The sequence below is a fragment of the bacterium genome (genome assembly GCA_018814885.1).
Lineage (GTDB): Bacteria > Krumholzibacteriota > Krumholzibacteriia > LZORAL124-64-63 > LZORAL124-64-63 > JAHIYU01.
This window is the reverse complement of sequence record JAHIYU010000177.1, coordinates 105845-119805: the sequence shown is the minus strand read 5'-3', so window position 1 is coordinate 119805 and position 13961 is coordinate 105845. Positions and strand designations below refer to the sequence as shown.

Sequence of the window (13961 nt, the reverse complement as noted above, 5' to 3'; positions counted from 1 at the left end):
GCTCTCGATGGCCGCCAGGTAGATCAGCTCCCGCGGCAAACCGGCCTCGTCGAGGTGGCGATAGATCAGGGAATCCACGGCCGCCTTGCGGTCCAGCCACTTCTGGAGGCTGGCGCGCCCGTCTCCCGTGAAATAGTCCATCCACTGGCGCACCGCATCGTTGTCCACGCCGAGCAGATCGCTCTGGATGCCACCGCGCTGCGCACCCGCCACGGGGATCAGGGAGTCCGGGAAGGACAGCCCCCGCAGATTGTCGTAGGCGACCGCCAGGAGGGAATCGTCTTCCGCGACGGACAGGCTCAGGAGGCGGTCCTCGGCGAGCACGCCCGCCAGCAAGGTGACACGCCTGTCCAGGCTGGCGAGGAAGCGCCGCGACACGCTGTCGCGATCGGCGGGTACCATCGCCACGGCCTCCTCCTTGAGGACGAAGAGCAGATCCTCGGCCGCCTCGTAGTGGACCCGGGAGAGGAGCTCCAGGGCCTGACGGTAGATCAGGTCGAGCTGGGCGAGATCGGGGCGCTCCTCCAGGACGTTGCGCAAAGAGGCGGTGGCTGCGCCCTCGGGAGGTCGCGCGGGGGGAGCCTCTGCGACGACAGGCGTGTTCGTCGTCGCGTATGCAGGCGACGACACCTGATCCCCGGGGCCGGCACTGTCCGGGAGGGGGGGCGACGTCAACCTGTGCGCACAGCCACCGAGACAGAGCAGACCGAGCGCGAGCGCGGCGATGGAGCGAGAGAGGCACGGTCCGTGGTCGCTGAGGGTCGTCATCCAAGTTCTCCCGTACTGCCGAAGGTACCGTGACGCGTCCGGATGACCGGCCCAGTCGAGATGCAGAAGACTACCAATATTGCAAGTTAGCGCATAATGTGTCACAATTATGTACGTGCTCACATGCCTGACCCGTACCAATATACGTGCGACGCACGGGCGTCAAGGTGACATCTGCAGGGAGCCGGACACCGTTTTGAGAGCGCTCATCCAGCACCTCCTATCCATCGCGCAGGTCGCCGCGCCGTTGCGGCACACCTTGCGCGTGGCGCTGGCCACGAACGACGCGGACGCCCTGCTCAAGAATGGTCGCTCTCTGGTCGCCGGCTTGATCCGTCGCGGCGATCTGGTCCGGGTGATGGTCGGCGACGGGGATGAGGGCGGTTCCCGGTATTACGCGCTGCGCGACCATGCTATCCTGCTGGATCTTTCCCCGCTCTATGCGGCGGAGCATACGCGCGTAGACGCGCCCGACGACACTGCTGTCGAGGCCGTCGCTCCTGCGGTCGATCGCCTTCCCGGTCCGGATCCCCTGCGGACGCTCGACACGGACCTGCACGAACGTCTACTCAACGCTATGGAGCGGGCACAGGACCTGACAGTCGCCCGTACGACGGGCAACGGTTTCGCCGGCATCCTCCAGGATGTGGTGAACCTGCTGAAGCCGACCTTCCCGCGCGCCGAGCTCCACATCGAACTCTTCAGGCCGGCGGATGTTCCCGAACCCCTGGCGAACATCGACACCTGTCCGCGGGAAGAGCGGCCCTTCTGGGTTTTGACTCGGCTCGAGGGAGAGGCGGTCTGGATACAGTCGCGGAACGAGTTGCCGCCGGCATTGCGCGGCCGCGTCGGGGACGACGGCGAGCCGGACGTTTTCGCGGCGGGCGTCGCCGTGCCCCTCTACCCACCGGCCGAGGAACTGCCGCCCGAGGCCGGCGGGAAGATCACGGAAGTGGGGCTCCTCTACGTGATACACACCGTGCCGATCGAACGTGAAGCCTTGATCAACCTGGCATTCCGCATCTCCCGCTTCGTTACCAACGGATGGCGTCAGAGCCGTCTGATGAGCCGGCTGGTTCACACCGACACTCTCACTGGCGTCCACAACCGCGCTTTTTTCAACGAGCAGTTCGCCCTCGAGATGGAACGCGCACACCGTCGCAAAGCACAGCTGGTCCTGCTGCTCGGGGACATCGACCACTTCAAGGACGTCAACGACCGCTACGGCCATCCGGCCGGCGACCGCGTGCTCAAGTCAGTGGCCCGCGAGTTGCTGCAGGGGCTGCGACGGATAGATCTCGTCTGTCGCATCGGCGGCGAGGAATTCGCCTTGGTCCTGCCCGATACGGACCTCGAGGCCGCCCGCGACATCGTCACCCGTATACAGGTCCGCATCGCCAATCTCAGGTTGTCGGATCCCGGCGCCACCGAACCGCTGCGCGTCACCATCTCCTTCGGCGGCGTGACGTATCCCGGGGCCGGCGACTCGCCGGACGAGCTCTACCGGAACGCGGACAGGATGCTGTACCTCTCGAAGCAGCGGGGACGCAACAGGTGCCACTTCTGGAATCCCGACGGCGAGCCCATCCTCACGTTGCCGCGCTACAGCGCGCCCTCGGACTGATCCGCCGAAAGATCCTCAGTTGCTGCGCGAGGGCCCGCGCCCTGCCCTGGCCCGTGGCCTGGTCCGCCGTGCTGCTGGCCTCCCTGTCGGCCGGCGAGTGGAGCGATCGGGATGCGCGCACCGCCTGCGGGCTGGACATCTCCGGCGACGACGCGATCCGCCTGGCGTGCCTGGCGCCACTCGTCGCTGCCGCGTCTTCCCACCCCGCCGCCCTGCTCGCCGCGGCCTCCGCCACCGCGGCGCTGGGCTGGTGTGCCGGCAGCCGGGCGCGCGACGCGCGCGCCGTATCCCAGGGCATCGTGTGTGAGGACCCCTGGGCGCCGTCGCGCCGTCGTATGTGGCGCACCGGAACCTGTCTGCGCATCACGGCCTGGCCGCGCGTGTCGGGCACGCAGTGGCGCGCGCCGGCGATGCTGGTCGCCGCCGGGGATTTCGGCTCCGACGCCGGCGTCGTCGGGCCGCGGGTCGGCGACGGCGTGATGGTCTCGGGCGAGGGACCGCCGCCGCACATGTGGCAGCTCGTCCTCGGCGACCTTGCGTGCCACGTCCCCCGTCGTGCCGCGGTGCCCGGGTCCTTCTCTTCCTTCCGTTTCCTGCGTGGCAGGGGCCTGGCCTGGGAGGGGCGTCTGATCCATCCCGCTTCCGTCGTGACCGGTGTCGATCCGCTCACTCACGCGAGCGCCACACTGCTCGCCCCCCTGCGGCAAGCCGTCATCGGACGCCTCGACCGGCTGTTCCCTCCGGACGAGTCCCTGCTGCTCCGGTCGGTTCTGCTGGGGGAACGCTGCGACGAGATGCGGCTGTTGCGAAGCTCGTACGCCGTGCTGGGGCTGGGGCATCTCTTCGCCGTCAGCGGTCTGCACGTGGGCCTCGTCGCCGGCATACTCCTGCTCCTGTTGCGGTTCATGCGCGCCGGATTCCGGGGGCGTTTCGTGAGTTTGACCCTCTTCCTGGCCGGATACGTGCTCCTGGTAGGCATGCCCGGGTCGGCTCTGCGCGCGGCCGCCTTGCTGATCACGGCAGCTCTGTCCAACTGGGCGGGTCGACGGCACGACGGCCTGCGCACGCTGGGTCTGCTGGTCTGGGCGTGGGCGGTTTTCGCGCCGCCGGCGTTGTCGGACGCGGGCTTGCGTCTATCGCTCGGCGCCGCCGCGGGCATCGTCGTCATGCTGCGTGTCGTGACGCCCCGGCTCGACCGCGGCCGGCGAATCAGGCACTGGCTTGGCAACGCATTGGCCGTCAGCCTGGGGGCCCAGCTCGGCGCGCTGCCGGAAACGGCGCGCAGCTTCGGCTGGCTGCACCCCATGGCCACATCCTTCAATCTCGCCGCGGTGCCACTGTTCGGAGGCGCCGTGTGGCTGGCCGCCGGCGCCATCCTGCTGTCCCCGGTGGCCTGGCTCGCCGGCGCCCTTTCCGCCGTGTCCTGGTTGATGCTGCGGCTTCTCTCCGCCGGGACGGTCGGATCATCTTCCCTGGCCGAGGCCAGGCTCGGTCTGCCGGCCTGGGACCACCGGGCGGCCGTCCTGTACGTCGCCGGCCTCGCGGGTCTGGGGCTGCTACTCTCAGGCCGGCAGCGCCGAACGCGTCTGGCGGGAGCGCTGGCCGCCACCTGTCTGCTAGCGATACCCTTCTGCGGCCGGACCCTCTGCGACGGGGAGATGACAGCCATCCAGTTCGACGTGGGACAGGGGGACTGCGCGGCGCTCGTCTTCCCGGACCGCAGCGCCGTGCTGGTCGACACGGGGGAGGCCTGGCGGGACACGGGGCCATTCCTGCGCGACGTCCGCCCCTGGCTCCGCCGTGAAGGCATAGACAGCCTCGCCGGCGCCGTGCTCACCCACCACCATGCCGATCACGACGGTGCGTGCGATCAACTGCACGCGGCCATGGACGTGAAGGCCTGGTGGCTCGGCGGCAGGACGACGGCACCGGCGCCTGTCGCGCGGGATCGTGTTTCGCATCCAGTCCCCGGGGACACCCTGTATCACGTGGGGGATTGGGCCCTGGTTTGCATCGCCACCGCCGGTCCGGACGCGCAGGAGCTGGAGGAGAACGACCGCTCCCTGGCCGTGGCGCTGTGCTGGCGCGGCGGCGTGCGGGGCCTGTGGACGGGCGACCTCGAGCGGGCGGGAGAGCGCACGCTGCTGGCCGCTGCGCCCTTGACGCCGTCGGCCCCGATCGACGTGCTCAAGGCGGGTCACCACGGCAGCCGCACCTCCAGCACGCCAGCGTTCCTCGACGCCTTCCGACCCGCAACGGTCCTGATCAGCTGCGGCCTGGAGAACCGGCATCGGCATCCGAGCCATGGACCATTCACGGCCGGCGGCGACACCCTGCGCGGCCTGCGCACGGATCTCGACGGCACCATCATCATCCGCTGGCGAGACGGCGGACCGCCGCGCATACGGACCGGCGTCGATCGCCGACCCCCTCGCCTTGACACCCGGGGAACAGGCACGTAACATGCCCGCGTCTCGCCCGATTCACGACCCCGGTTAGAATCCTACGCCAGCAACGAGGGAGAAAGATGCAGTCGTTGCGCAGCACGGTCGATCTCGGCTTGCAGCCGGACCGCACGGGCAAGGTCCGCGAGATATTCGATCTCGGCGACGAGTTGTTGATCGTCGCGACCGACCGCATCTCGGCCTACGATGTCGTGATGAACCAGGGCATCCCCGGCCGGGGTTGCGTACTTACCGTGATGACATTGGCTTGGCTGGATTACTTCAACGAGATTCCCAATCACCTGGTCACGGCGGAGGCGGATCTGTTTCCGGCGCCCTTTCGCGAACTGCGGGCGGAACTGGCCGGGCGCGCGATGCTGGTCCGCAAGGCGGAGCCCTTCCCGGTGGAGTGCATCGCCCGGGGCTACATCACCGGCTCGGGCTGGCGCTCCTACCAGCGCGACGGTACGATCTGCGGCCACGCGCTGCCGGCGGGCCTCCTCAAGTCGCAACAGCTGCCCCGACCCCTGTTCACGCCATCGACCAAGGCCGCGACCGGTCACGACGAGAACATCGTCCTGGACCGCATGAGCGCGCTGATCGGCGCCGAGCCGACGGCCGAGCTCGCGTCCCTGACCCTGGATCTCTACACGCGCGCCGCCGCCTACGGCAAGGCTGGCGGCGTGCTGATCGCCGACACCAAGTTCGAATTCGGCACCATCGACGGACAGGTCACGCTCATCGACGAGGTGCTCACGCCGGACTCCAGCCGCTTCTGGCCCGCCAGCGAGCACGTGCCGGGGGAGGAACCGTCGAGCTGGGACAAGCAGATCCTGCGCAACCACCTGGACACCCTCGACTGGAACCGGGAAGCCCCGCCGCCCGTGCTGCCGGAAGAGATCCTCGAGCGTACCTCCCGGCGCTACCTGGAAGTGCTCGACATCCTCTTCGCCGCGGAGGCCCGCAGATGGCACGCGATCCTGAAATGAAGCGCCCGCGGCGCGTTCTTTTCAGCGTGACGGACAAGACCGGCCTCTCGGACCTGGCCGTTGCCCTCCAGGCGCTCGGCTACGAATTCCTTGCCAGTGGTGGGACCGCAGCCTACCTGCGCGACCACGGTTTCCCCGTGACCGGTGTCAGCGACGTGACCGGCTTTCCGGAGATCTTCGGCGGGAGGGTCAAGACGCTGCACCCCAGGATCTTCGGCGGCATCCTGGGTGCCTCCGAGTCGGACTTCGCAGCTGTGGCCGAATCGGGTGTCGCACCCATCGACGTGGTGGTGTGCAACCTCTACGACTTCGCGTCGGCGGTGGCCTCGGGCGCGGACCACGTGGACGTCATCGAGAAGATCGACATCGGCGGACCGTCTCTGCTGCGCGCCGCCGCCAAGAACCACGCCCGGGTCTGCGCGCTCTGCGATCCTGCGGACTACGAGGCGTTCATCCTCGCCTGCCGCGCCGGCGACGGTTTCCCCGACGCGGAATTCCGGCGCCGCATGGCCGCGGAAACCTTCGCCCTGGTCACGGACTACGACGCCCAGATCGCCGACTACTTCGCCGGCGACATCCACGAAGGCCACCTGGGCGTGCAGCTGCGCTACGGCGAGAATCCCCACCAGCAGGCGGAACTCTTCCTCCCTGGCGACGATCCCGACGATCCGCTCGCGGGTCTCGGCATGCGCCAGTGCAACGGCAAGACGCTCTCCTACAACAACCTGGTCGACGTGATCGCGGCGGCCAAGCTGATCGGCGATCTCGAGGGCGTCTGCTGCGCCGCCGTCAAGCACACCAATCCCTGCGGCGTGGGTGCCGGTCCCTCGCCGGCCCTCGCCCTGCAGCGCGCCCTGCGTTGCGATCCCGAATCCGCCTTCGGCGGCGTCTTCGCCTTCACCAGCGAAGTCGACGACGATGCGGCGGAGATCCTGCGCAGGCGTTTCTGCGAGGTCGTGCTGGCGCCATCCTTCACCTCCGGCGCATTGGCCGCCCTGCAGAAGAAGAAGAACCTGCGCGTGCTCACCTGCGATCTCGATATCTTCACGGCGGCGACGCGTGGCCAGGGGCGTGCCTTCGGACAGGTGCAGCTCCATCAGGAGGAGGACGAGGGCTTCCCGGAACTGCGGGAGTGGCGACACGTCGCCGGGCCCGCGCCGGATGAGCACCGGCGCGACGCCCTGTCGCTGAACTGGCGCGTCTGCAAGCACGTCAAGAGCAACGCCATCGTGCTCGGCGACCACGAGGGCACCCTCGGCATCGGCGCGGGACAGATGAGCCGGGTCGATTCGACCCGCCTCGCCATCCGCAAGGCGGGCGACCAGGAACTCGAGCTGCGCGGCTGCGTTTGCGCCTCCGATGCCTTCTTCCCCTTCGCCGACAGCATCGAGCACCTGCATGCGGCCGGCGTGGCCGGCGTCATCGCGCCGGGCGGCTCGATCCGGGACGAGGAGGTCATCGCGGCCGCCGAGCGCCTCGGCGTAACCCTGATACACACGAACCGCAGACATTTCCGCCATTGAGCGGGACAGGATCTCGACCATGAACCATAAGCGGCCCCAGCCAGAGGTGGCGGTCCTCGATTTCGGCTCCCAGTACACCCAGCTCATCGCGCGACGCCTGCGCGAGGTCGGCGTGTTCTCCGAGATATACCCGTACCACCGCTACCGGGAGCTGCTCGGACGCGACGAGATCAGAGGCGTCGTTCTCTCGGGTGGTCCCTCCTCGGTCACCGAGGACGGCGCGCCCGACATAGGTGGCGAGCTCTTCGCGGAGGGCAAGCCGCTGCTCGGCATCTGCTACGGCATGCAGCTCATGTGCCGCACGCTCGGCGGCAAGATCGAGGCCTCGGCGAACCGGGAGTACGGACCCGCGACCATCGAGCGCGGAGCCCGCAGCCGCCTCTTCGCCGACACGCCCGACCGACAGGGCGTCTGGATGAGCCACGGCGACCGTGTCGGCGCCTTGCCCGCTGGTTTCACGGCACTCGCCAGCTCCGGCTCGATACCTTTCGCCGCCGCCGGCGACGAAGGCCGCGGCTTCTATTGCGTGCAGTTCCACCCCGAGGTGGTCCACACCGAACACGGCCTGCAGATCCTGCGCAACTTCTGTCGCGACATCTGCGCCATCGACACCGCATGGTCGGCCGACACCTTCGCGGAGACCGCGGTGGCGGAGATCCGCGAGCGCGTCGGCGACCGCAGGGTCCTGTGCGGCGTCTCGGGCGGCGTCGATTCCACCGTCGCCGCCACCCTGATCGACCAGGCGATCGGAGATCGTCTGCACACCGTTTTCGTGGACAACGGCCTGCTCAGGCTCGGCGAGGCCAGCGAGGTCGAGCGCACGCTCAACGCCTTCCTGCACCGCCCGGTCCTGCGCATCGACGCCCGCAACGCCTTCCTGAACGGGTTGCGCGGCGTGATCGAGCCCGAACTCAAGCGCAGGATCATCGGCAACACCTTCATCGAGGTCTTCAGGTCCGCGACCGCGGACCTCGGCCCCTTCGCGTTCCTGGCCCAGGGGACCCTCTACCCGGACCGCATCGAGTCCGTCTCCGTGAACGGACCCTCCCACGTCATCAAGACCCACCACAACGTGGGCGGCCTGCCGGAGGAGCTGGGCTTCGAACTCATCGAGCCCCTCGGCGAGCTCTTCAAGGACGAAGTCCGGCGCGTCGGGCGCAGCCTGGGCATTCCCGACGCCCTGCTGATGCGCCATCCCTTCCCCGGCCCGGGGCTTGGCGTGCGGATCCTGGGGGAGGTTACCCGCGACGGGGTTAGACTCCTGCAGCAGGCCGACCATATATTCATCCAGGAGCTGCGCGCGAGCGGCGAGTACGAGCGGATCTGGCAGGCGGGCGCCGTGCTGCTGCCCATCCGGACCGTCGGGGTCATGGGCGACCAGCGCACCTACGAGGCGGTGGTGGCCCTGCGCGCCGTCACCAGCCGGGACGGCATGACGGCGGACTGGGCCCGCATTCCGGACGCGGTGCTGGCGCGCGTGAGCAACCGCATCATCAACGAGGTGCCCGGCATCAACCGCGTGGTCTACGACATCAGCAGCAAGCCGCCCAGCACCATCGAATGGGAGTGAGCCACACGGTCCATGATGAGCGCCGTGAAACGCAGGTTCCCGAGATCGTACGCGGCGGCCGTCCTGCTGGGGACGGTCGCATGCTTACGCGGGCCCTGCGCGAGCGGGGCCGATCCGGCCCCGGGCGGTGATACCGAGCTGTCCCGGTGGCGCACGGAGCGACGCGCCGCCTTCAGGGCCGCGAGCGTCGGCGAGCAAAAGACCCCGTTCTCCTGCGGACTGCTGGTGATCCCCGTCGATTTCGCCGACTTCCGCCTCGTCCCGAACTGGCATCCCGCAGTCGAACTCGCACCGCGTCTCGCCGGGCTCGACGGGGAAACGCTGGAGCGGTACTTCACCGCAGCCAGCCGGTCTGAAGGCTGGCTGCGCATCATCCTGGCGCCGTTGGTGCACCTGACCGGCGATGCCGTCGATTATTCGGACCTCTTCAACCCGTTCGGATACGCGCGCACCCGCGCGCTGGCAGGCGAGGCCATCCGGGGCGCCGACGCCGCGGGCGTACCTTTCGCAGCGGCGGACGCGGACGGCGACGGTTTCCTAGACGGCGTTCTCATCCTGCACGCGGCGCCCGGGAGGGAGAACGACCCGGTGGGCGGGTACGTGATCCCCTTGCAATACTTCCTGGAGGAGCCCTACCTGCAGGACGGCGTGGGCGCGCAGCACTACGCCGTGGCCAGCCTGCGCAGCGGCCTCGGCGTCTGGGTCCACGAGACGGCGCACCTGCTGGGTCTGGAGGACCGTTACGACCTGTCCCTGTCGCCCGGGGCCGACAGCTCCGTCAGCCGCGGCGGTCTGGGCGTCTTCAGCCTCATGGCCGCGGGTGCCTGGGGACGCGGCGACGGCAGCGGGGCGGCGTTGCTCGACGCCTACAGCGCCGCGCAACTGGGCTGGGTCGAGGTCGCGGAACCCGGCCGGGGCAGCCACGGAACCGTGACGCTCGGCACCCACGATGTCCTCAAGCTTCCGGTGGGGGACACGGTCCCCGGCGAGTACTTCCTGCTGGAGGTGCGGGGCGGTTACGGCGACGCGCCCTTCGACGCTCTGCTGACCTCCCCCCGTCTGCTGGTCTACCACGTGGACGGATCGGTTCGGGACGATGCCGACTCCGGCGGCGCGAAGCCCCATCTGCGCGTCCGCCTGGTAGAAGCCGACGGCGACGCGGACCTGGCGAACGGACTCTCGCTCGGCGCGGCCGAGGACATGTTTCCGGGCGCCGACGGCACCTTCGCCTGGAACGATGAATCCGTGCCCTCCAGCAACGGCTATCACGGCCCCAGCGGCATCGACTGCGTCTTCTCCCTGCTCGAGGACAGCGTGGCGGTGACGTACGACTTGCCCGGCCACGGGCTGCGCGTGCTGTTGATGCCGGAAGTGGCCGGAGGCGATTCGCTCATCGGCATCACCGTGCTGGGCCCCGACCAGGGCGACGCATCGCTCTCGATCGTCGTGACCCACCTCACGGGGCTTTCGGACTGGGGGACCTTCTCCCCCGGCACGGACCAGGTGCAACGCGACCTGCTGCCGGCCGGCGAGGGCGTGTGGACCCTGGCCGAACCGATCGTCTGGCTGCCCGACGGCCCGCCGCCCGACGGTGCGACCTCCACCTTCTTGATCGGGCTCGGTCGCGACGGCGCCTCGCTCGACCTCGTGACGCGGACCTGGCTGTGGCGCCAGTCCGCCGCGCCCCTGGACTTCGCGGCGACCTGGCCGGGGGACTGGCTGGACGTCTCGCCAGACATCGACGGCACCTCCTGGCACCGCTGGACCACCGGCGCCGCGGTCGGCCTGCCCGGCACGCCCGTGCTCGCCTGCACCGGCGAAGCCTACACGGACGGCACGTCGTGGCCGGACGTCGTCTACGGGAACGATTCCGACGCCCGGCTCCAATCGCCGCCGTTCGCGACAGGCTCCGGCGTCCTGCGCCTCGTCCACGCGCTGGACGCACATGCCTGGGAACCCGGACGCGGAATCGACGGCGCCCAGGTGACCGCGCGGACCGACGACGGTTCGTACCGGACGCTGACGCCGTTCGGCGGTTACGATGGTGCCGTGGACGGCGCCGCGGACAACCCCCTGCACGGGCAGCCCGCCTTCATCGGCGGCGGGGAACTTACGGACGGCGCCGCGCCCTTGTGGCGCGTTGACCTCTTTCCCCTGCCCGCCGAGGCCACCGGTTGGACGCGGCTGCGCCTGCGGCTGACGAGCGACCCTTCGCTCTGGCGCGGGCGCGGCTGGCTCGTCTCTCGCCTGGATCTCGTTCCCGTGCCGGCGTCGCCGTCGCCGTTCGCGGCCGTCTGGGACGCGGCCCGCGGCGGTCTAGCCCTGTCCTGGCCCTGGGAACCGCCGGAATGGATCACGGTCGAATCCAGCCTCGACAACGGAACCGGCTGGACGACGGTCTGGGAGGGGGGAGTGCCGAACGGCCAATCGCCGGCGGACATGCTGATCCCGGCTGCTCAGATGGTGCTGCCCCCGACGTCCCGGGACCAGCGCACGATGCTGCGGGCCAGGGTCCGTATCGATGTCGGGGAGGTCGTCTCGCGTGCGGGACGGTTCGGCACGCCTCCGCCGGAGGTGACGTTGAGCCTGGGCCCGCCCCGGCCCAATCCCTTCGGCACGGCGACGCGTTTCCTCGTGCAGACCGAGCTGCTGGCCAGCCATCTCGGCGTCTTCGATCTGCGCGGCCGTGAGGTACGCGGCTGGTGGCTCGCCCGCGGTTCCTATCTGATGGACTGGGACGGTCACGACGACGAGGGACGCCCGGCACCGGCGGGCGTCTATGTGTTGCGGCTCGTCGCTTACGACGACACACGCGCCATGAGCAGAAAGGTGACCCTGATCAGATGAGCCCTGGACGGACCCTGGCCCTGACGATCGTCCTGTTCTCCGTGGCGGCATCGGCCTCGCCGCTGGTCGACCCGTTCGTCGAGGATCTGCGCGTGGGTCGTTGCCGCACGATCGATGACGTCGTGAGCGAGGACGGCTGGCCCGCTGGCCTGTTCGAGCCCGCCCACTGGTCCGAGGCGTGGAGCGGCTCCTGGCGGCGGGCTGCAACCGATCCGGGGGCATTCCTGCAGAGCGCCCCCGGGCTCCTGTCCTGCTTCGCCACCGACGGGGAAGCGCTCGCCTGGCTGGCGGATCGGCTCCGGGTCTGGGAACAGCGTGACAGCCTGGCACGAAACGACCGCGCGAGCCTGCCGTCGGCGCTGTGGGAAGAGGTGCTGACCAAACGAGCGCTCGACCAGGCCGGCGGCGGCGATCCCCAAGGCGCGTTCGCCACGATTGGCACCCTGTTGACGGTCCTGCCAGCCGGCGCCGTCGACGACCTGGAACGTTTCGTCTGGTCGCTTCGCCGGAACGCCCTGGGCGAAAGTCTCGGTCACGCGGCCCGGCCAGACGTTTTCTGGCCCGAGCTGCTCGCACTAGGACCCTACGACTGCGACTCGGGCTGGGCCGTCTGGTCGCGACACCGCAGGCACCTGGGACTTCCGTTGTTGCCCGCCGCGCCCGTGGATTCCCGCACAGTCCTGTTCCTGGCGCGTCTGCACGATCCGGGTCTCACGTCCCGGGACATCGACCGCAGTCCCTACGATCCGGCGCTGCGCGCAGCTCTAGGTGCCGCCGTCCTGCCCACGTCATCCTTGAGAAGACACTTCGGCCTGTACCCGGATCCACCTGTCGATGCGCAACTCCAGGAGCATTGGTTGAGCGGCCGCTGGCGCTTGCTCGGCCATACGGCCGACGCGGCCGAGAAGCTGGCGGCTCTGCCGGGCATTGCCCCCGAGCATCGGGCGGGTTATCTGCGCCGAGCGGCCGACAAGCAGGCTTCGGCCGGTTACTGGGGCAGCGTGGTGACGAATCTGCGGGCCGCGCAACTGGCGGCGGAACGCAGCGGCAAGCGCAGCGTCATCGAGCGGGTGCGCCTCGAGATCGAGCGCGTCGTCGCACTCACCGCGCACAAGGGGATGTACCGCGCCTCTGCGGTCCTGGGGGAGCTCCTGGCGGAGGGCAGCACCGGCAGGAGCGGAGGCCGGAGCGGGGACGCCGCCGATGTCGTCGGGGCCGGCCGCGCCGCGCCCTTGTCCACGCCGCCGGTCTACGCAGGCCAATCCGCGGCCCGGTGCCGGACCTGGCTGGCCTGGGCCCGGCTCGGGGTGCGCCTGGCAGAGGATGCCGGCGGGTCCGAACCCCACTGGCGCGCGTACGTCAGCGCCTTGAACCAGGTGATCGCGGAGGAGGGAGCGAACTCGCCGCCTGGGCCTGCGGTCCGGCAAGCCGTCAGCGCCGCCATGGGCGCCGCGCCCTGGCGCGAACGGGCCCTCGACTGGGCGCTGGCCAGCGCCATGGTCCAATGCGCCGCCGGCGCCCTCCCGTCGTCGGAGACGCCGCTGATCGAACTGGTGGCCCGTGCGGGCTCGGATCTCGAGAAGCATCTTCTGCTCGGACTGGCCCTGCAGATCGACGACGCCCGGGGTCAGCTCGCGGCCGTCGTGAACCTCAAGCGTCCAGGCCTCTCGCCCGACGAGAGCCTGCTCCTGCTCTACCCTGTGCCCGCGGATCCCTTCGTGGAGGACTTGCTGCGCGAGGGCGGCGTCGATCCGGCGCTGGTCCTGGCGGTCGCGCGCAACGAATCGCTCTTCGATCCCGCGGTCCGCTCGCGCTCCGGCGCCCTGGGCTGGCTGCAGATCATGCCGTTCCACTATCCGGGACGCGGCTACCACGACGGCGAGGTCGTCTGGAGGAGGCTGTCCGCTTCCCTCGCGGCCGGTCTGGATCAGCTGGGTGCAAGCATCCGCCGCTACGACGGCGATCCCTACCGCATGATGGCGGCCTACAATGCCGGACCGTCCGCCGTCAAACGCTGGGACGTCCAGCTGGGCGAAGGGGCGCCGCCGGCGGTGTTCCTGGCCTGGATCGGCTATCCCGAAACCCGGCGCTACGTCGAAAAGGTGTTGATCGACCGTCAGATCTATGCCTGGATACTGCGTGGGGCCGAAGGCATGCAGCAATCGGCTCCTGTGTCGCGCTGATCGGCAGGTAAAC

8 protein-coding genes are annotated in these 13961 nt (G+C 69.5%); 7 read left to right on the top strand and 1 reads right to left on the bottom strand.

What is annotated here, in order from left to right:
* The coding region (locus tag KJ554_13775) for a hypothetical protein (GenBank protein MBU0743397.1) at nt 1-768 on the bottom strand (768 nt) is incomplete at its 3' end.
* Between the two features lie 196 nt (nt 769-964).
* Between KJ554_13775 and KJ554_13770 the strand changes: the two genes are divergently transcribed.
* The 7 genes from KJ554_13770 (at nt 965) to KJ554_13740 (ending at nt 13948) form a co-directional block, all read left to right on the top strand.
* Nucleotides 965-2392, top strand: coding sequence for a GGDEF domain-containing protein (locus tag KJ554_13770; protein ID MBU0743396.1), 1428 nt, complete (start codon nt 965-967; stop codon nt 2390-2392).
* Nucleotides 2323-4854, top strand: a complete 2532-nt coding sequence (locus KJ554_13765) for a DNA internalization-related competence protein ComEC/Rec2 (protein ID MBU0743395.1) — start codon at nt 2323-2325, stop codon at nt 4852-4854. The genes KJ554_13770 and KJ554_13765 overlap by 70 nt, the downstream gene beginning before the upstream one ends.
* A gap of 65 nt (nt 4855-4919) precedes the next feature.
* Nucleotides 4920-5825: a phosphoribosylaminoimidazolesuccinocarboxamide synthase gene (locus tag KJ554_13760; protein ID MBU0743394.1), complete on the top strand. Its 906-nt coding sequence runs from the start codon at nt 4920-4922 to the stop codon at nt 5823-5825.
* Complete coding sequence (gene purH / locus KJ554_13755) at nt 5804-7348, top strand: bifunctional phosphoribosylaminoimidazolecarboxamide formyltransferase/IMP cyclohydrolase (GenBank protein ID MBU0743393.1); 1545 nt, start codon at nt 5804-5806, stop codon at nt 7346-7348. Before KJ554_13760 ends, purH begins: the two co-directional genes overlap by 22 nt.
* Before the next feature lie 19 nt (nt 7349-7367).
* A complete protein-coding gene (guaA, locus tag KJ554_13750) occupies nt 7368-8918 on the top strand; it encodes a glutamine-hydrolyzing GMP synthase (GenBank protein MBU0743392.1) in 1551 nt (516 codons plus the stop codon).
* A gap of 24 nt (nt 8919-8942) precedes the next feature.
* Nucleotides 8943-11765 carry an immune inhibitor A gene (locus KJ554_13745; protein MBU0743391.1) on the top strand — a complete coding sequence of 941 codons (2823 nt, stop codon included), beginning with the start codon at nt 8943-8945 and terminating at the stop codon, nt 11763-11765.
* Nucleotides 11762-13948 (top strand): transglycosylase SLT domain-containing protein, encoded by a 2187-nt coding sequence (locus KJ554_13740; GenBank protein ID MBU0743390.1) that lies wholly within the window; start codon nt 11762-11764, stop codon nt 13946-13948. The genes KJ554_13745 and KJ554_13740 overlap by 4 nt, the downstream gene beginning before the upstream one ends.
* Nucleotides 13949-13961: the final 13 nt, after the last annotated feature.